The organism is Variovorax sp. AC194 (assembly GCF_979257995.1).
The window spans coordinates 2,266,626-2,283,446 of the sequence record NZ_OZ409823.1; the positions used below are offsets into that span (position 1 = coordinate 2,266,626).

Sequence of the window (16,821 nt, forward strand, 5' to 3'; positions counted from 1 at the left end):
CGGTCTCTATCTCCCACCGTGCTCGCCGCTCTGAACGGCCCCGAGCTTCACGTCGCGCAGCTGATCTACCTGGCCTTCCCGGGTGTGCCCATCGCGCTGTGTTCCGCGAATTGGGACATCGTGTTCGAGGGCGTGACCTACCGCGGTGCGGCTGGGCTCGGAACCATCAACGCGATCAACGATTCGCCCGGCGAGGTCAAGGGCTTGAACTTCGAATTGTCGGGTGCATCGCCAGAGGCAATCGCGCTTGCACTCGACGACGCCGACATCGTGCAGGGCACGCCGGCAATCATCCGCACGGCCATCTTCGACGCCGACTTCGCACTGCTCGACGCGCCCATCGATTGGACCGGGCGCCTCGATCTGATGAGCATTCAGGAAGACGGCGAGACCTGCACGATCCCGGTGTCAGCCGAGAGCAGCGAGCTCGACCTGCTGCGCGGCACGCCGCTGACCTACAGCAGCGCTGATCAGAAGTCCCTGTTCCCGGGCGATCTCGCCTTCGACTTCCAAGAGTTCCAGCTGAACAAGCCGCTCGTCTGGGCCGGCAAGCAGTGGCTCATTGCGCTCAACGGACGATGAGACTTCCCGACTGGCAACTTCGGTTCTCGGCTTTTGCCCAGGGCCGCGCAAGCACGCCTTTTCGCTGGGGCTCGAACGACTGCTGCGTCTTCGCGGCCGCCGCGGTTGCTGCCTTGACCGGCACGAACCCGATGGCGTCTTTCGAGCCCTACAGCACCGACGCGGGACCGCGCCGTAGGGCTTTGCGTCGGACGCTGCGCCGCCTCGACAAGGTCGGCGGGCTGAAGGCCATAGCTTCGATGTACCTCGGCGAGCCGGTATCTCCGTTGATGGCCGGCGTCGGCGATGTGGTGCTGGTGATGAACGCCGGCCGCGAAATGCTCGGCGTCTGCAACGGCGTGAACGTGCTCGCGCCCGGTGAAGCCGGGATCGTGGCCCTCGGCATGAATTCCGCAATTGCGGCCTGGAAAATCTAATGCCTCAAGCAGTTCTAGCAGTCATCGGTGGCGCCGGTGGGGCCGCTGCCGTGGGCACGGCCGTTACGGTTGCGGTGTACGCCGGCTTCGCCGTGGCCACCATCGCGCTGTCAGCGAGCCAGAAGCGCAAGGCCGAGAACAAGGCCCGGCAGCAGTTCGAGGCCTCGGTGGTCGATCGTTTCGAGAACGGCCGCAGCACCATTGGTCCGCGGGAGCTCGTGCTCGGCCGTGTGCGCAAGGGCGGCTCGGTGTTCTTCGATTCCACCGATACGCCGAACAAGGCAGTGCTGCTGCGCTGCATCGCGCTGGCCGGCCATGAGATCGACGCCGTCGAGCGGATCTACTTCGACGACACGCCCATCGACCTGGATGTCGACGGCAACGTCGTCACGGCGCCATGGGGGCGGATCTACACGCGCAGCGTGATGGACACCAGCGCACAGCCCACCCGGACGCTGGATCACACGCCCGTGGCCGGTTCGATCTTCGTCACGCCGGCGACGAACCTCCCTTGGCCGAACATCACGCCCGGCCAGGAGTCTCTGCCGTACACGATCGCCGGGAACATCCTGACGATCACCAATGCCGACGGGCAGCAGGAATACACGCTCACGTATCAGTGGGTTGAATTCGTCTCCACCGCACGGGTGTTCGTGCATCTGGGCTCGCCCAACCAGGCGGCCGATACGCGCCTGCAGCAGTACCTGCCGGGAACCTGGACTGCTGCACATCGGGCGCGCAACGTGGCGTGGCTGCTGTGCGAGTTCGTCTACGAGAACAGTTCCTTCCCGAATGGGGCCGTCGCGGTCACGGCGCTGATGCGCGGCGCGAAGCTGTACGACCCACGCCATGGCGTGACTCAGTTCAGCGAGAACCCGGCGCTGATGATGCGGCACGTCATGCTGCATCCGCAGTTCGGCAAGCGCACCTCGCTGACGACTGCGGAAGAGGCCCGGATCGTCGCTGCGGCCAATGTTTGCGATACGGCGATGAGCTACTGGACTGGGGCGCCCATCGTGCCGATGTTCCGAGCCAACGGCGTGTTCCTGTTCGGCGCCGATCCCCGCAGCGTGCTCGACGACCTGGTGCAGGCCATGGGCGGCGAGTGGGCCTATGCAGCTGGTGAATACAGCGTGCGCGCTGGGGCGTACCAGGCGCCGGTGATGGCACTCACGGAGGACGATCTCGCAGTCGTGCAGCGCGGCCCCGACGGCTCTGTCTCGCAAACTGCGGTCACCATCAACCCGCATAAGCCGCGGAACGAGAAGATCAATGTCGTAGCCGCCCGGATCTGGGACGAGGCTGCCGGCTATGTCGAAGTGGTGTTGCCGCCGTTCCGCGCCGAGGCCTACATCGCTCGCGACGGAATGGAACTGAGCCAGGAAGTGAAGCTGGCGACCGTCTTCAACGCCGGCCAGGCAACGCATATCGCCGGGATCATGCTGCGCGACGGCCGTGATTCGATGACTGTGACGCTGCCGTTCAAGATGAAGGCCTATCCGCTCGAACTGTTCGACGGCATCACGCTGACGATTCCGCGGTACGGATGGTTCGCGAAAGAGTTCCGCATTCTTGGCCGCACCTTCAACCCTGCGCCCAATGGCTGCACGGTCGAGCTCACGCTGAAGGAAACCACGGCCGCAATCTTCCAGTACGGCGCTGCGTACCTGCCAGGCGGCTATGCGAGCAACAGCGGGTTGCCCAAGCCGTGGGAAATCTTCCCGCCGGTCATCACCGACGTGCAGAGCGGCGAGAGCGAACTGATCGTCCAGCAAGACGGCACCATCGTGAACAGCGTGCGCGTGACGTGGGCTGCACTGTCCGACGCCTCGATCGTGAACGGCGGGTTCATCGACTTGCAGTACCTGGTGCTGCCAGGCGGCGACTGGGTGACGTTGACAGAGCAGGGCAGCGCCACACAAGCCCGAATTTTGGGGCTCGACGATCTTGCGCAGATCCTGATCCGCGTGCGCACCCGAAACAGCCTTGCCAGTAGCGACTGGAGTGCCCAGCGCGTGCACCGAGTGATTGGAAAGACCGAACCGCCCCCGAACATCGAGAACTTCTCAATCTCTGGCAGCGTGCTCTCGTGGACCATGCCGCGGCGCGTGCCTGACCTCGCCGGTTTCGAGTTCCGGTTCCACTACGGCAACAACACCGATTGGAACAGTGCCGCGCTTCTGAACAACACGGGGCTGGTGCCGGCCAGCCCTTGGGACCCGCCGACTCGGCCGGGCGGCATCGTGACCATCATGGGCAAGGCGCGCGACACGACTGGGAACTCGTCGCTCGACGCAGCAGTCATCGTGATGAACTTGGGCGATCCGCCCATCGCGAACGTCTTGGAGGAATGGGATTTTGATGCGCTGGGCTGGCCCTTCGATGCGGCTGAGTCCAGCGGCTGGACGATCGTTTCCGGCGACCCTTCGGCAAATGCACTCGATTCGTTTTATGGCGACGACGATCAGAGCTTTTACACCGGAGACACCACATCGTTCTACGACTCCAGCGCCTACGGGCAAATGATCTACGTGACGCCAGTGGTCTCGGTGAACTCGGCGCTGGCCGGGTCGATCATGACGCTCTTGGCGCAGGTGCAGGGCACTGATCTGAGGATCGACTATCGGCTCGCTGGACCCGGTTCGTTCTATGGGCCCGACACCGAGTCGTTCTATGGGCCCGATGCGGACCCGCGATACGGGCCACCAGGCGGATGGCAGCCGTGGCCGGGGCAGTTGGTCGCGGCGAACGACGCCTATCAGTTTCGCGTGACCATCGGCGCCGGCATTGATCGCGGCATCTTGCAGGGCTTGGTGCTGACCATCGACGCGCCCGACATGGAGGAGACCATCGCCGACCTCGCGATTAATGCGGCCGGCACGGTGGTCCCCTACGCAAAGCCGTTCACCGCGATCAAGGCGGTGATCGGGCAGCTGCAGGTCAACGGCAGCGGGGCTCGTAACCTGCATTCGGACAAGACCAGTCCGCTCGCCCCAAAGATATTTGCGCTCAATGCCGCTGGTGTCGCTGTCTCTGGCGCTACCGCAGACATCACTCTCAAGGGCTACTAGCTCTTCTACACGTTTCCCCCTCAAAGGCTCGCTTCGGCGGGCCTTTTTCATTTCTGAAAGGCTCGCAATGGCTGCACCACCCGCAAAGGCCGAGATCTCGGCTCCCTTCCCGAACCCCAGTAACGCGGTTGCGCGCCTCGGCTTCGATCGCTTCTACGACTACGTGGTGGGCCTGCTCGGGCTCACCGGTAGCGCATCCGACGCGCGCACCGCGCTGGGCGCCGCGCCGATCGCGAGCCCGGCGTTCAGCGGCACGCCGACGGCGCCCACGCAGGCCGACACCGACAACAGCACGCGCCTGGCCACCACGGCGTGGGCGAAGTTCGGATTCGCTGCGAGTCTCGGCTCGAACGGCTACATCAAGTTCCCGACCTGGATGCTCGGTTTCATCATCCAGTGGGGTGGCGCCAGCACCGGGGCCTCCGGGGTTGCGGTCACCTTCCCGCTTGCATGGCCCTCGGGCGCCAAGGGCGTGATGCTCACGCCGCAAGTCGCCGGCCCGCGCTTTGCCACCTACCAAAGTCTCGGCTTGACCTCGTTCTTCATGCAGTGCTGGGACATCGGCGGCACGCAGCAGAACAACTTCGTTTCTTGGCTCGCAGTGGGGAACTGATCATGAAAATCTACTTCAGCGCCACCACTGGCGGCTGGTACTTCGACGCGGTCCATGGCACTGCGATCCCGCCCGATTCGAAGGAAGTTTCGAACGCTGTCTACCAGTCGCTGGTTGGCAAAGCGGTGATCGCGGACGCCGAGGGCATGCCCATCCTTCGGCCGCCGCCGAAGTACTTCTACTGTGCGAGCACTGGCGGGTTCTACATCGACGTGGTACACGGAGATTCGATTCCCGAGGACGCCAAGGAGGTCAGCGAGGAGGTCTATCAATCGCTGGCCGGCCGCGATGTCGTGCCCGATGCCGAAGGCCTGCCGATCCTCCGGCCCGCGCCGAAATTCTTCTTCAGCGCCAGCACGGGCGGGTTCTACACGGACGCCATTCAAGGTGTGCCGCGCCCTGACGATGCCAAGGAAGTCAGCCGCGAGGTCTACGAGCAGCTGATCGGCTGCGACGTGGTTGCAGATGGCGAGGGCATGCCGATCCTTCGCCCCGCCGTGGCCCCCACGCTCGAAGACCGCGCCGCGGTGCTCCTGGCCGCTGTCGATGTTCATCTGAACGCGGCCGCGCGCGCGAAGCGCTACGACGACATCCGCGCCGCGGCACTGCGCGCCGGCTACCCGGGCCCATTCCACGATGAAGGGATGGCCTTCGCGATCTGGATGGATGCTGTCTACGCGAAGTGCTACGAGCTCATGGCGCAGGTGCAGGGCGGCGAGATCGCGGAGCCCACTGCCGAGCAGCTGATTGCGATGCTGCCCGAACTGGTGCTGCCGGCATGAGCCAACAGCCCATTGCCGACATTGTCGGCGTGGCCGTCTTCATCGCGGCGCTGCTCTTCTCGAGCGAGGTTGCGGCGGTGGTCGGCCCGTACATGGTGATCGTGGTGGCCGCCACGCTCGGCGCCAGCTTCAAGGTGGCTCGGCGCGAGAAGACGACCCGCACCAGCGCAGTCCTGTTCTTCCTGCGCGTGGTCGGCATGGCGGTGCTGTTCACCTCTGCCGCGGCGGCTGCGCTCAATGCCTATCGGCCTGAGCTTTCGCCGCGCGTGACCGTTGCGCCGATTGCGCTGCTGATCGGCTTCGTGGATTGGCCGTGGGCGCTGACCAAGGTCGTCGGCTGGGGAGTCTCCGCGCTCGACCGGCTTGTCGGTGGAAAGGGAGGTGCGTCGTGAAGGAGCTCTACCTGTACGCGATGGCGAACCTGGCGGTGTGCGGCGTGATCGCGTTCATCGCGCTGTGCCGCCTCAATGCCATGCGCTCCGGCGTGCTGCTGCGCGTGCGTATCGAGTACGCCGGCTACATCGGTGGCGCCACGGCCGCGGCCTTCCAGCCGCTATGGGGCGAGTGGCCGCAGCTCGGCTCACTGGCGATCGCTGCGGCGCTGCTCGTGGGCCTTCTCTGCAGCGGTCGTGCCTGGGCGGGCGACGTGCCGCCCGACGTGGCCACCGATCACGCACCTCTATCTGACCTCCCGGAGATCCCGAAATGACCCTCGACGAAATCACCCGCACCGCAATCGACCCCGCGCTGCACTGGCTGCCGCCCAAGATGGACAGCATCGAGGCGCGCGTCGAGCTGCTGACGATCGGCTCGCAGGAATCGAAGTTCGAGCACCGCTGGCAGGTGCTGAACGACCCGACGAAGAAAGGCCCGGCGCGGTCGTTCTGGCAGGGCGAGCAGGGCGGGGGCATGGTGGCCGGCGTCATGAACCACGCCGCCAGCAAAGACCTCGCGCGCGCGGCCTGCACGGCGCACAGCGTGGCGTTCACGACCTGGGCGGTGTGGACCTCCATCGAAAACGACGATGTGCTGGCGGCGATCCTGGCCCGCCTGCTGCTGTGGACCGAGCCGGGTGCGCTGCCGCGCGTGACCGACACCGAGGGCGCATGGCAGTTGTACCTGCGCGCCTGGCGCCCAGGTGCCTACGCCCGCGGCATGCCCGCCAAGCGCGCACAGCTGCGTGCCGAGTGGGAGGACCACCACCGCGCCGTGCGCGCATTCCTGGGGCTGCCGTGATCTTCCCCGACCTGAAGACCCCTCTGCTCTGGGTTCTCGGCCTGGGGCTCGTGGCGGCGCTGGCCACGGCCGGCATCGAGCGCACGCGCGGCGCGAGCGCGCGCACAGACGCCGCCAAGGCCCGGCAGGAACTCGCCGAGTACCGCGGCACCATGGCGGAGTCCGGCCGCCTTGCCGAGCGCGCACAGCGCACCCAAGAACAGACCTGGCGCGATCGCGTCGATGGAGTGATTCAAGATGGACAGAAACAAATCGCTGCTGCCCGTGCTGATGCTGATGACGCTGCCCGCGCTGCTGGCGGCCTGCACAACCAGCTCGCCACCTTCCGCGCCGCCGTCCGTGCAGCCAGCGCAGCGCCCACGGCTCCCGGCGGAGGGGCGACAGCCACCGATCCCCTCGATCTGCTCTCCGACCTGTTCGGCCGGGCTGACACGCGAGCGGGAGATCTGGCGCGCATCGCTGACGAACGCGGCACCGCCGGAACCATCTGCGAGCGGCACGCCGAAGCTACAGAGCGGCCCTGAGAACAACAAAGCCACGCTGCCATGAGGGCATCGGCATAGCGGCTATCTGGCGGATAGCTGTCATCCCGATACAGCGCGCTCAGTCGGGCTCGTCCCCCTTCGCCCCAATGCGCGATATGAGCCAGGCGTGGTGCGCCTCTTCATCGGCCGTCTTTGGGCGCGAGCGCTTGCAGTAGGGCGAATCGGCCGTGGGAGCGCTCATCGGTGTCCTGACCTCGCGCGATGAAAGGATGGGCTGAGCGCCGGGGTATCGCTCGGCCGCATCCTCAATGGTCATCTTGAAGGTGGACGGCCCGGGCTTCTTGCGCCAGTTGTCCGGTGGCAGGGTGAAGAAGAAATACTCGTCGTCTGGCATGGCTGTACAAATATACAGGTATCCGCACTAGGGCGGATAGCCGAGCGGGCTGGTGCGGATTCAGGCGGCAATGCCGGTCACGGCTTTGATCACTCGCATCCCATGTTCGGTGCGGGCCAGCGTCAGGCCTTCAGCGCGCAGGGCGGCATGCACCTCGGGTGGGATGGCTGGCACATGCGCCCGGCCCATCTGGAAGCCCGCTGCGAAGTCCACGATGCCGAGAAACAACCCGCTGCTGAATGGCGAGGTCTGGCGTCGGAGAATCGACCTGCCATGCAGATCAGCGTCCACCTGCTCGTTTAGGTAGGCCTCGTATGCGACGGTGATCTGCGGCGTAATGTTGATCGTCATTCTGAATCCTATCCTGAAGGGCTGGTGCGGTACTGGGGAGGGGTCAGGGGTGGGCGTGTCCGATTCGTCGCAAATAGTGCGGCGGCAGCGCACCCCAGTCAAAGTCATCCTTGAACTCGCCGCAGTGGTGTTCGCGCTTGGTCATGACGTGGCCGGCCTCGGGCTGGATGCTTGGGCTGCGGATGCCGAGCATAGACACCCGCTGCGCACCGGACACAGGCGCTGATCGGCGGCATTCCCCGACCAAGCTGTTTGCGTAGGCCCACCAGTCGCAGCCAGCACAGCATGGGCCGTGCTTGACGTAGAAGTGGTCGATGATTTCGCTCGCAGTCATTGTTTGGCTTTCTGGCCGAAGTCGGTGTTCGCGACCTGGCCGCCGCACGTTTTGCAGTACGAGTAGCCTGTGAACGCGCCGTGGCCCTTGATGTGGCCGAAGCGCTTGCAGTGCTGGTCGCGCAGCTTCGCCACGGCCTTCTCCCAGTGCTTCAGGTTGATCTCGGCTTCCGTGAGTGTCACGGTGCTGGGCGTCTTCTGAAGAGCCTCGAAGTGCTCGATGGCTTTGGTCGCTGCTGCGTGCCGGCTCTCGAAGAGCTTTGTGCTTTCGCCAGACATGTGAAGGTCGCCGCACTCCACGTCCCAGGCGTGGGTGTACATCGCCGACAGGTCTTTGAGAGCCTTGAGCAAAACGGTTGGGTCTTCAGCACTCATCGAGGGCCTCATTTCTTTGGAATAGGCGACGCGCAGCCCGCGCCAGAGCTAGGCCGGTTGGCCTGAATTTGGAATATGGAAAGTGGCCGAAAGTGGCGTAGTTGCTCACTTGGCACTCCGGCCTGTCACGCCGGGGGTCGCGGGTTCGAGTCCCGTCCACTCCGCCAGTCAGAAGCCCCTGCAATTCAATGAGTTGCAGGGGCTTTTCACTTTCCGAGTCCGCCACATGCATCGTGCGCGATGACCCTGGAATTCACCGCATTCAAAGCAGTTCAAACCCGGTTCTTTCGAGCCCGAAGCCTTCGCCAAATTCGCAGGCGAAAGCGCATTTCTCTCCGCAAGGAGATGCCAAATAGCTCTTGAGTCGCATCGTCAAGCCTTCTGATAATGGCAAGGCAAAGTACGTGCGAACCCCCATCCGGTGGCACGCCACCTGCTTCTAGACTTGTTCGTGAAACAGTCTTCAAGCAGGTATCCGATGCAACGAAAACACAGAATCGCCGTCATCCCGGGTGACGGCATCGGGGTCGAGGTGATGCCCGAAGGCCTTCGCGTGCTCGACGCGGTGAGCCGCAAGTTCGGCATCGACTTCAGCTTCGATCATTTCGACTGGGGCTCCGACCATTACGTGCGCCACGGCCTCATGATGCCGGCCGACTGGGACGACCAGATCAAGGGCCACGACGCCATCTACTTCGGCGCCGTCGGCGCGCCCGACAAGGTGCCCGACCACATCGCGGTGTGGGGCCTGCTCATCAAGATCCGCCGCGAGTTCGACCAGTACGTGAACCTGCGCCCCGTGCGCCTGATGCCCGGCGTGCCCGGCCCGCTCGCGCACCGCAAGCCCGGCGACATCGACTTCTTCGTCGTGCGCGAGAACACCGAAGGCGAGTACACCTCCGTCGGCGGTCGCCTCTTCGAAGGCACGCCGCGCGAAATGGCGATCCAGGAGGCCGTGTTCACGCGCCACGGCGTGGATCGCATCCTCAAGTACGCCTACGAACTCGCGAGCAAGCGCCCGCGCAAGAACCTCGTGGCGGCGACCAAGTCGAATGGCATCGCGATCACCATGCCGTACTGGGACGAGCGCCTGGCCGAGATGGCCAAGCGCCATCCCGACATCGCCACGAGCAAGTACCACATCGACATCCTGTGCGCGCACTTCGTGCAGCACCCCGACTGGTTCGACGTGGTCGTGGCCTCCAACCTCTTCGGCGACATCCTCTCGGACCTCGGCCCGGCATGCACCGGCACCATCGGCATCGCACCATCGGCGAACCTGAACCCCGAGCGCGCGTTCCCCTCGCTCTTCGAGCCGGTGCACGGCTCGGCGCCCGACATCGCGGGCAAGGGCATCGCCAACCCGATCGGCCAGATCTGGTCGGCCGCGCTGATGCTCGACCACCTGGGCAACGGCGACCCCGTGTACGCGCAGGCCTCGGCCGCGGTGATCTCGGCCGTCGAAACCGTGCTGGGCGAAGGCCCGCGCACGCGCGACATGGGCGGCACGGCGAACACGGTCGACGTGGGCCGCGCCGTCGCCAGCTGCATTGCATGACCCGCCCCAACGCGAGGCCCAGGGGCAGCTAGATGGGCCTCTTCCTGCTCAAGCGCCTGGCAACGCTGGTCGGCACGCTGATCGGCGCGTCAGTCATCGTCTTCCTGGTCCTGGAGATCCTGCCCGGCAACGCCGCGCAGATGCTCATGGGCCCCGACGCCTCGCCCGACGCGGTGGCTGCACTCGCCACGAAGCTGGGCCTGGACCAGCCCGCGTGGACGCGCTACTGGCACTGGATCGGCGGCATCCTCACCGGCAACCTGGGCGACAGCTACGCCTACGGCTCGCCGGTGCTCGACCTCATCCTCGAACGCCTCGCGCTCACCGTGCCGCTGGCCGTGCTGGCGATGACGGTCACCACAGTGCTCGCGCTCGTCGTCGGCGTGACGGCCGCGGCGCGCCACAACAAGATGGGCGACGTGGGCCTCATGGGCATGACGCAGGTGGGCATCGCTATTCCGAATTTCTGGTTCGCGATCCTCTTGATCCTGGTGTTCTCGGTGAAGCTGCAGTGGTTTTCCGCCGGCGGCTTCGACGGCTGGGGCGAGGGCGTGTTCAGTGGCGTGAAATCGCTGCTGCTGCCCGCGCTGTCGCTCGCGGTGGTGCAGGCGGCGATCCTTGCGCGCATCACGCGCTCGGCCGTGCTCGAAGTGATGCGTGAAGATTTCGTGCGCACCGCGCGCGCCAAGGGCGTGTCGCAACGTGCCGTGCTGTGGCTGCACGTGCTGCGCAACGCGATGATCCCCGTCATCACCGTGATGGGCATGCAGTTCTCCGAACTGCTGGCCGGCACCATCGTGATCGAGAACGTGTTCTACCTGCCGGGCCTCGGCCGGCTGATCTTCCAGGCTATCAGCAACCGCGACCTCGTCGTGGTGCGCAACTGCGTGATGCTGCTTGCGGCACTCGTGGTCATCGTGAACTTCGTGGTCGATGTGCTGTACGCAGTGATCGACCCGCGCATCAAGGCGAGCGACATATGAATGCCATCGTTGCTCCCAACGTTCCCAGCGCAGCCGCGCTCACGGTGCCGGGCTTCTGGCGCCGCGCGCTGCACCACCGCAGCTTCGTGATCGGCGCCGTACTCGCGCTGCTGCTGCTCGTCGCCGCGCTCGTCTCGTTCGTGTGGACTCCGTGGTCGCCCTACGACATGGACATGGCCAACAAGATGCAGGCGCCCTCGGCCGCGCATTGGCTGGGCACCGACGCCTTCGGGCGCGACGTGGCCTCGCTGCTGCTGGTGGGCGCGCGCGCTTCCATCCTCGTGGGCGTGATTGCTGTCGGCATCGGTCTCGTGGTCGGCACGGCGCTCGGCCTGCTGGCGGCAGCGCGGCGCGGCTGGGTCGAAGAGGCGATCATGCGGTTCGCCGACTTCTCGCTCGCGTTCCCCGCGATCCTCTCGGCGATCATGATGACGGCCGTGTTCGGCGCCGGCATCGTCAACGCGATCGTGGCGATCGGCATCTACAACATCCCGACCTTCGCGCGCATCACGCGGGCCTCGGCCAATGCGATCTGGTCGCGCGAGTACATCGCGGCGGCGCGCGCCTGCGGCAAGGGCTCCTTCTCGATCACCTTCCAGCACGTGCTGCCGAACATCTCCGCAGTGCTGATCGTGCAGATCACCATCCGCTTCGCCATCGCGATCCTCGCGGAAGCGGCGCTCTCTTACCTCGGCCTCGGCACGCAGCCGCCGCAGCCTTCGTGGGGCCGCATGCTCAGCGAGGCGCAGACGCTCATGTTCCAGCAGCCTCTGCTGGCCGTGTTCCCCGGCATGGCCATCGCGCTGGCGGTGCTGGGCCTCAACCTGCTCGGCGATGGTCTGCGCGACCTGCTCGACCCGCGCCTTGCACGGGCCCGCTGAACCATGCCTCTTCTCGAAGTCAACGACCTGCGCATCGGCCTGCAAACGCAGCGCGGCCCGGCCGAAGCGGTGCGCGGCATTTCCTTTTCCCTGGAGCGCGGCGAAACGCTGGGCATCGTGGGCGAATCGGGCTGCGGCAAATCGATCACCGTGATGTCGCTCATGGGCCTCCTGCCTTCGAGCGCCAAGGTCGGCGGCAGCATTCGCCTCGACGGGCAGGAGCTCGTCGGGCTGCCCGAAAAAGCGATGTGCCAGATCCGCGGCAACCGCATCGGCATGATCTTCCAGGAGCCGATGACGGCGCTGAACCCGGTGCACACCATCGCGCGCCAGGTCGGCGAGCCGCTGCGGCTGCACCGCGGGCTCTCGAAGGCCGAGGCGCGGCAGGAGGCGCTGGGTCTGCTGGAGCGCGTCGGTATTCCCGATGCAGCCTCGCGTCTCGATGCGTATCCGCACCAGTTCTCGGGCGGGCAACGGCAGCGCATCGGCATCGCGATGGCGCTGGCCTGCGGCCCCGACCTGCTGATTGCCGACGAGCCCACCACCGCGCTCGACGTGACCATCCAGAAGCAGGTGCTGGACCTCATCCAGGGCCTGGTCGCGGAGATGGGCATGGCGCTGATCCTGATCTCGCACGACCTCGGCGTGATCGCCAACAGCGTGCAGCGCATGCTCGTGATGTATGGCGGCAGCATGGTCGAGGGCGGGCCGACGAAGGCCGTGTTCGCCGAGCGCGCGCATCCCTATACGCGCGGTCTGTTCGCGGCGCGGCCGGTGCTCGGTGCACCGCGCACGGGCCGACTGGCCACCATCCGCGGCAGCGTGCCCGAGCTCGTGGACCTGCCGCGCGGCTGCGCGTTCGCAGGGCGTTGCAGCTTCACAGCCGACATGTGCTACACGACGAAGCCGCCGCTGGCGATGAAGCCGAGCGGCCATGCGGTGCGCTGCCTTCGCCTGGAAGAAATCGCGGCGCAAAGCGCTGTACCGGCATGAGCAAGTCCGCCACATCCCAGCCGCTGCTGGAGGTGACCGATCTCGTGCGGCACTACGACCTGCCGCGCGAAAAACTCTTTGCGCCACCACCGACCGTCAAGGCGCTCAACGGCGTGAGCTTCAAGGTCGAAGCCGGCCGCAGCGTCGGCATCGTCGGCGAATCGGGCTCGGGCAAGTCGACCATCGCGCGCCTCGTGATGGCACTCGACACGCCGACCTCGGGCAGCGTGAAGCTGCTCGGGCGTGATCTGCACACGCTGCCCAAGAGCGAACTGCGCACCGCACGCCGCGATTTTCAGATGGTCTTTCAAGACCCGTACGGTTCGCTCGATCCGCGCCAGACCGTCGCACGCATCGTCGCCGAACCGCTCGAAGCATTGGCCGAAGTCTCGCGCAAAGAGCAACGCGAACGCGCCGCCGAATCGCTCGCAGCCGTCGGCCTGCGCACGACCGACATGGACAAATATCCGCACGAGTTCTCGGGCGGACAAAGACAGCGCATCGCCATCGCGCGCGCGCTCATCACGCGCCCCAAGCTCATCGTCGCCGACGAGCCCGTGAGCGCGCTCGACGTGTCGGTGCAGGCCCAGGTGCTCAACCTCATGCAGGACCTGCAGCAGCAGTTCGGCATCAGCTACCTCCTGATCAGCCACGACCTCGCGGTGGTCAACCACCTGTGCGACGACGTTGCCGTCGTCTTCAAGGGCCGGATCGTGGAGCAGGGCGCGCCGGGCCACCTGTTCCGCCACGCACAGCACCCCTACACGCGGACGCTGCTGTCCGCCGTATTGCAGACGCCCGCGGCCTGAGCCGCGCGGGGTCGTTTCCCTTACTTCTGGAGAGATAACGAATGTTGAAGCGACGCACCCTCATGGGCACCGCCATGGCCGCGGCAATCCCGGGCGCCTTTCTCCCGCTCGCGCAGGCGCAGACGGGCAAGAACATGCTGAGCATCGGCATGCCGCTGGAGCCGCCGGGCCTGGACCCGACCGCGGGCGCCGCGTCGGCCATTGCCGAGATCACGCAATACAACATCTTCGAGACGCTCACCAAGGTCAACGCCGACGGCTCGGTCACGCCGATGCTCGCGGAGAGCTGGTCGTCGTCGCCCGACATGAAGACCTTCGTCTTCAAGCTGCGCCGCGGCGTGCGCTTCGAGAACGGGCAGCCCTTCAACGCTGGCACGGTCAAGTTCTCGTTCGACCGCGCGGGCGGCGCCAAGAGCACGAACAAGGACAAGCGCTTCTTCAGCGAGATCGGCACCGTGGTGCTCGACGAGTACACGGTGGGCGTCAACAGCACGCTGTCGAACCCCGACCTGCCGTTCATGCTGGGCCAATCCACCGCCTGCATCGTCGAGCCCAAGAGCGCCGAGACGAACGCGACCGCACCTGTGGGCACCGGCCCCTACAAGCTGGCCGCCTGGCAGCGCGGCGCCTCGTGCACGCTGGTGAAATCGCCGACGTACCGCGACCCGAGTCTTGCGAAGGTCGAGAAGTTCGTCTTTCGCTTCATGTCCGACACGGCCGCGCAGACCGCGGCGCTGATGGCCAACGACATCGACATCTTCCCGCGCGCGGGCACCCGCTCGGTCGCGCAGTTCAAGGGCAACCCGCGCTTCCAGGTGCTGGAGGTGGGCACGCGCGGCAAGGTGATCCTCACCATCAACAACCGCAAGAAGCCGCTGGACGACGTGCGCGTGCGCCGCGCGATCCTGGCGGCGCTGGACCGCAACACGATCATCCAGGGCGCGGCCGACGGTTTCGGCAAGCCCATCGGCAGCCACTACGCGATGGGCGCGCCGGGCTTCATCGACACGACCGCGATGAACCCCTACGACATCGAGAAGGCCAAGCGCCTGCTGGCCGAAGCCGGCGTGAAGACGCCGCTGGAGCTGCGCCTGACGCTGCCGCCGCCTTCGTACGCGCGGCAGGGCGGCGAGATGATCGCCGCGCAACTCGCGCAGATCGGCATTCACGTGAAGATCCAGAACGTCGAGTGGGCGCAGTGGCTGAGCGGCACCTTCGGCGGCGCGCACGACTTCGACCTCACGATGGTCGCGCACGTGGAGCCCTTCGACCTGGTGAAGTACACCGAGCCCGACTACTACTGGGGCTACGACTCGAAGAAGTTCCGCGACACATTCGTCGCGATCCAGAACGAGGAAAACAAGAAGCGCCGCGCCGACCTGCTGGCCGAGGCGCAGCGGCAACTGGCGACCGATGCGGTCAACGGCTTTCTCTACCAGGCAGTGTTTCCCACCATCGCGCGCAAGGAGGTCAAGGGCCTGTGGGCCAGCATGCCGATCATCGTGAACGACCTGGCCGCCATTTCCTGGAGCTGATGCCATGACCAAGCCCCTGTATTCACTGACGACGGCCGAACTCGGCGCGGCCTACCGCAGCAAGGAACTCTCGCCGGTCGAGGTGGTGCAGTCGGTCAACGAACGCATCGCGGCGTTGGAGCCGAAGCTGCACGCGACCTGGCTCTTCCGCCCCGAACTCGCGCTCGAGCAGGCGCGTGCTTCGGAAGCGCGCTGGCTGGCCGGCACGCCGCGCGGCGCGCTCGACGGCGTGCCCGTCACCATCAAGGACAACCTTGCGACCGCGGGCGACCCGATGCCCTTGGGCACCGCGGCCTACGACCTCGTGCCGATGGCGGACGATTCGCCGCCGGCCGCGCGCCTGAAGCAAGACGGCACGGTGCTCGTGGCCAAGACCACGATGCCCGACGTCGGCATGCTGTCGTCGGGCCTCTCGACCTTCCACGAACTCTCGCGCAACCCGTGGGACCTGTCGCGCACGCCCGGCGGCTCCAGTGCGGGCGCCGGCGCGGCCGCTGCGGCGGGCTACGGTCCGCTGCATGCGGGCACCGACATCGGCGGGTCGCTGCGCCTGCCCGCGAGCTGGTGCGGCATCTTCACGCTCAAGCCCAGCTTCGGCCGCATCCCGCTGAGCACGCCCTACATGGGCCGCTGCGCCGGGCCGATGACGCGCACGGTGGAAGACGCCGCGCTGATGATGCAGTCCGTCGCCCAGCCCGACAGCCGCGACTACTCCGAGCTGCCGCCGCCGGTCATCGACTGGCTGGCCTTCGACGTCGATGCCTCCTTTCTCGCGGGCAAGCGCGTGGGCCTCCTGATGGACGCGGGCTGCGGCCTGCCGCTCGATCCGCAGATCCGCAAGGCGGTGCTCGCTGCCGCGAAGAAGATCGAGGCGGCCGGCGCCCACGTCGAGGAAATGAAATCCTTCATGACGCCGGAGATGCTGCAGGGCATGGACCACTTCTGGCGCATGCGGTCGCTCGGCGACCTGCGCGCCATGACGCCCGAGCGCCGCGCGAAGATGCTGCCCTACATCGATGCCTGGGCCGAGAGCGCGGCGGGCTTTTCGGGCGCGCACATCTTCGATGCCTACAGCCAGTTCGTCGCCACGCGCGCGGCCACGGTCGCCGCGACCGTGGGCTTCGACTTCGTGATCTCGCCGGTGTCGCCCAACATGCCGGCGCCGGCGGAGCACGCCTCGCCGACCAACGACCCGCTGCGCTCGCTGGAGCACATCGGCTTCACGGTGCCCTACAACATGTCGGAGCAGCCGGCCTCGTCGGTCAACTGCGGCTACTCGGACGAGGGCCTGCCCATCGGCCTGCAGGTCGCGGGCCGCCGCTTCGACGACCTGGGCGTGCTGCAGTTCAGCCGCGCCTTCGAGCTCATCCGCGATGCGCAGAAGCCCTGGCCCGAACTCCAGTGAACCCCATTCAAAGAGAGAC

20 protein-coding genes are annotated in these 16,821 nt (G+C 66.2%); 16 read left to right on the forward strand and 4 right to left on the reverse strand.

Features of this window, described 5'->3' with window-relative positions:
- The first annotated feature begins 18 nt into the window (after positions 1-18).
- The 9 genes from ACZYRS_RS11080 (at position 19) to ACZYRS_RS11120 (ending at position 7,224) form a co-directional block, all read left to right on the forward strand.
- Positions 19-582, forward strand: a complete 564-nt coding sequence (locus ACZYRS_RS11080; protein WP_463419296.1) for a hypothetical protein — start codon at positions 19-21, stop codon at positions 580-582.
- Positions 579-998, forward strand: a complete 420-nt coding sequence (locus tag ACZYRS_RS11085; RefSeq protein WP_463419297.1) for a DUF6950 family protein — start codon at positions 579-581, stop codon at positions 996-998. The genes ACZYRS_RS11080 and ACZYRS_RS11085 overlap by 4 nt, the downstream gene beginning before the upstream one ends.
- Positions 998-4,069 carry a phage tail protein gene (locus ACZYRS_RS11090; protein WP_463419298.1) on the forward strand — a complete coding sequence of 1,024 codons (3,072 nt, stop codon included), beginning with the start codon at positions 998-1,000 and terminating at the stop codon, positions 4,067-4,069. The genes ACZYRS_RS11085 and ACZYRS_RS11090 overlap by 1 nt, the downstream gene beginning before the upstream one ends.
- Positions 4,070-4,136: 67 nt before the next feature.
- Complete coding sequence (locus ACZYRS_RS11095; protein WP_463419299.1) at positions 4,137-4,682, forward strand: gp53-like domain-containing protein; 546 nt, start codon at positions 4,137-4,139, stop codon at positions 4,680-4,682.
- A 2-nt stretch (positions 4,683-4,684) separates the two neighbouring features.
- Positions 4,685-5,464, forward strand: a complete 780-nt coding sequence (locus ACZYRS_RS11100) for a hypothetical protein (RefSeq protein ID WP_463419300.1) — start codon at positions 4,685-4,687, stop codon at positions 5,462-5,464.
- Positions 5,461-5,856: a hypothetical protein gene (locus tag ACZYRS_RS11105; protein WP_463419301.1), complete on the forward strand. Its 396-nt coding sequence runs from the start codon at positions 5,461-5,463 to the stop codon at positions 5,854-5,856. Before ACZYRS_RS11100 ends, ACZYRS_RS11105 begins: the two co-directional genes overlap by 4 nt.
- On the forward strand, positions 5,853-6,173 hold the full coding sequence (locus ACZYRS_RS11110) for a hypothetical protein (protein ID WP_463419302.1): 321 nt from the start codon (positions 5,853-5,855) through the stop codon (positions 6,171-6,173). The genes ACZYRS_RS11105 and ACZYRS_RS11110 overlap by 4 nt, the downstream gene beginning before the upstream one ends.
- Complete coding sequence (locus ACZYRS_RS11115) at positions 6,170-6,700, forward strand: hypothetical protein (protein ID WP_463419303.1); 531 nt, start codon at positions 6,170-6,172, stop codon at positions 6,698-6,700. Before ACZYRS_RS11110 ends, ACZYRS_RS11115 begins: the two co-directional genes overlap by 4 nt.
- Entirely contained in the window at positions 6,697-7,224 is a 528-nt protein-coding gene (locus ACZYRS_RS11120; protein WP_463419304.1) for a DUF2514 family protein, read from the forward strand. Before ACZYRS_RS11115 ends, ACZYRS_RS11120 begins: the two co-directional genes overlap by 4 nt.
- Before the next feature lie 79 nt (positions 7,225-7,303).
- Here the strand turns inward: ACZYRS_RS11120 and ACZYRS_RS11125 are convergent, their stop codons facing one another.
- The 4 genes from ACZYRS_RS11125 to ACZYRS_RS11140 are packed head-to-tail and all read right to left on the reverse strand — an operon-like array spanning position 7,304 to position 8,638.
- Positions 7,304-7,579 (reverse strand): hypothetical protein, encoded by a 276-nt coding sequence (locus ACZYRS_RS11125; RefSeq protein WP_463419305.1) that lies wholly within the window; start codon positions 7,577-7,579, stop codon positions 7,304-7,306.
- 60 nt (positions 7,580-7,639) lie between these two features.
- Complete coding sequence (locus tag ACZYRS_RS11130; protein ID WP_463419306.1) at positions 7,640-7,930, reverse strand: hypothetical protein; 291 nt, start codon at positions 7,928-7,930, stop codon at positions 7,640-7,642.
- A gap of 43 nt (positions 7,931-7,973) precedes the next feature.
- Positions 7,974-8,264, reverse strand: coding sequence for a hypothetical protein (locus tag ACZYRS_RS11135; RefSeq protein WP_463419307.1), 291 nt, complete (start codon positions 8,262-8,264; stop codon positions 7,974-7,976).
- Positions 8,261-8,638: a hypothetical protein gene (locus tag ACZYRS_RS11140; RefSeq protein ID WP_463419308.1), complete on the reverse strand. Its 378-nt coding sequence runs from the start codon at positions 8,636-8,638 to the stop codon at positions 8,261-8,263. The genes ACZYRS_RS11135 and ACZYRS_RS11140 overlap by 4 nt, the downstream gene beginning before the upstream one ends.
- 478 nt (positions 8,639-9,116) lie before the next feature.
- Between ACZYRS_RS11140 and ACZYRS_RS11145 the strand changes: the two genes are divergently transcribed.
- From ACZYRS_RS11145 to ACZYRS_RS11175, 7 genes are read left to right on the forward strand one after another with little or no spacing between them, the layout of a single operon-like run.
- Entirely contained in the window at positions 9,117-10,196 is a 1,080-nt protein-coding gene (locus ACZYRS_RS11145) for a tartrate dehydrogenase (protein ID WP_463419309.1), read from the forward strand.
- Positions 10,197-10,228: 32 nt separating this feature from the next.
- Entirely contained in the window at positions 10,229-11,179 is a 951-nt protein-coding gene (locus ACZYRS_RS11150) for an ABC transporter permease (protein WP_463419310.1), read from the forward strand.
- Entirely contained in the window at positions 11,176-12,060 is an 885-nt protein-coding gene (locus tag ACZYRS_RS11155) for an ABC transporter permease (RefSeq protein WP_463419311.1), read from the forward strand. Before ACZYRS_RS11150 ends, ACZYRS_RS11155 begins: the two co-directional genes overlap by 4 nt.
- Before the next feature lie 3 nt (positions 12,061-12,063).
- Positions 12,064-13,053, forward strand: coding sequence for an ABC transporter ATP-binding protein (locus tag ACZYRS_RS11160; protein ID WP_198789309.1), 990 nt, complete (start codon positions 12,064-12,066; stop codon positions 13,051-13,053).
- Positions 13,050-13,862 carry an ATP-binding cassette domain-containing protein gene (locus ACZYRS_RS11165; protein WP_463419312.1) on the forward strand — a complete coding sequence of 271 codons (813 nt, stop codon included), beginning with the start codon at positions 13,050-13,052 and terminating at the stop codon, positions 13,860-13,862. The genes ACZYRS_RS11160 and ACZYRS_RS11165 overlap by 4 nt, the downstream gene beginning before the upstream one ends.
- A gap of 41 nt (positions 13,863-13,903) precedes the next feature.
- Positions 13,904-15,397: an ABC transporter substrate-binding protein gene (locus ACZYRS_RS11170; RefSeq protein ID WP_463419313.1), complete on the forward strand. Its 1,494-nt coding sequence runs from the start codon at positions 13,904-13,906 to the stop codon at positions 15,395-15,397.
- A 4-nt stretch (positions 15,398-15,401) separates the two neighbouring features.
- Positions 15,402-16,802, forward strand: coding sequence for an amidase (locus ACZYRS_RS11175; protein WP_463419314.1), 1,401 nt, complete (start codon positions 15,402-15,404; stop codon positions 16,800-16,802).
- Positions 16,803-16,821 lie beyond the last annotated feature (19 nt).

What these genes read in the sequence shown, in the direction of transcription:
- ACZYRS_RS11085 (WP_463419297.1), top strand. Translation starts at nt 579, where the DNA reads ATGAGACTTCCCGACTGGCAACTTCGGTTCTCGGCTTTTGCCCAGGGC.
- ACZYRS_RS11090 (WP_463419298.1), top strand. Translation starts at nt 998, where the DNA reads ATGCCTCAAGCAGTTCTAGCAGTCATCGGTGGCGCCGGTGGGGCCGCT.
- ACZYRS_RS11095 (WP_463419299.1), top strand. Translation starts at nt 4,137, where the DNA reads ATGGCTGCACCACCCGCAAAGGCCGAGATCTCGGCTCCCTTCCCGAAC.
- ACZYRS_RS11100 (WP_463419300.1), top strand. Translation starts at nt 4,685, where the DNA reads ATGAAAATCTACTTCAGCGCCACCACTGGCGGCTGGTACTTCGACGCG.
- ACZYRS_RS11105 (WP_463419301.1), top strand. Translation starts at nt 5,461, where the DNA reads ATGAGCCAACAGCCCATTGCCGACATTGTCGGCGTGGCCGTCTTCATC.
- ACZYRS_RS11115 (WP_463419303.1), top strand. Translation starts at nt 6,170, where the DNA reads ATGACCCTCGACGAAATCACCCGCACCGCAATCGACCCCGCGCTGCAC.
- ACZYRS_RS11125 (WP_463419305.1), bottom strand. Translation starts at nt 7,579, where the DNA reads ATGCCAGACGACGAGTATTTCTTCTTCACCCTGCCACCGGACAACTGG.
- ACZYRS_RS11130 (WP_463419306.1), bottom strand. Translation starts at nt 7,930, where the DNA reads ATGACGATCAACATTACGCCGCAGATCACCGTCGCATACGAGGCCTAC.
- ACZYRS_RS11135 (WP_463419307.1), bottom strand. Translation starts at nt 8,264, where the DNA reads ATGACTGCGAGCGAAATCATCGACCACTTCTACGTCAAGCACGGCCCA.
- ACZYRS_RS11140 (WP_463419308.1), bottom strand. Translation starts at nt 8,638, where the DNA reads ATGAGTGCTGAAGACCCAACCGTTTTGCTCAAGGCTCTCAAAGACCTG.
- ACZYRS_RS11145 (WP_463419309.1), top strand. Translation starts at nt 9,117, where the DNA reads ATGCAACGAAAACACAGAATCGCCGTCATCCCGGGTGACGGCATCGGG.
- ACZYRS_RS11150 (WP_463419310.1), top strand. Translation starts at nt 10,229, where the DNA reads ATGGGCCTCTTCCTGCTCAAGCGCCTGGCAACGCTGGTCGGCACGCTG.
- ACZYRS_RS11155 (WP_463419311.1), top strand. Translation starts at nt 11,176, where the DNA reads ATGAATGCCATCGTTGCTCCCAACGTTCCCAGCGCAGCCGCGCTCACG.
- ACZYRS_RS11160 (WP_198789309.1), top strand. Translation starts at nt 12,064, where the DNA reads ATGCCTCTTCTCGAAGTCAACGACCTGCGCATCGGCCTGCAAACGCAG.
- ACZYRS_RS11165 (WP_463419312.1), top strand. Translation starts at nt 13,050, where the DNA reads ATGAGCAAGTCCGCCACATCCCAGCCGCTGCTGGAGGTGACCGATCTC.
- ACZYRS_RS11170 (WP_463419313.1), top strand. Translation starts at nt 13,904, where the DNA reads ATGTTGAAGCGACGCACCCTCATGGGCACCGCCATGGCCGCGGCAATC.
- ACZYRS_RS11175 (WP_463419314.1), top strand. Translation starts at nt 15,402, where the DNA reads ATGACCAAGCCCCTGTATTCACTGACGACGGCCGAACTCGGCGCGGCC.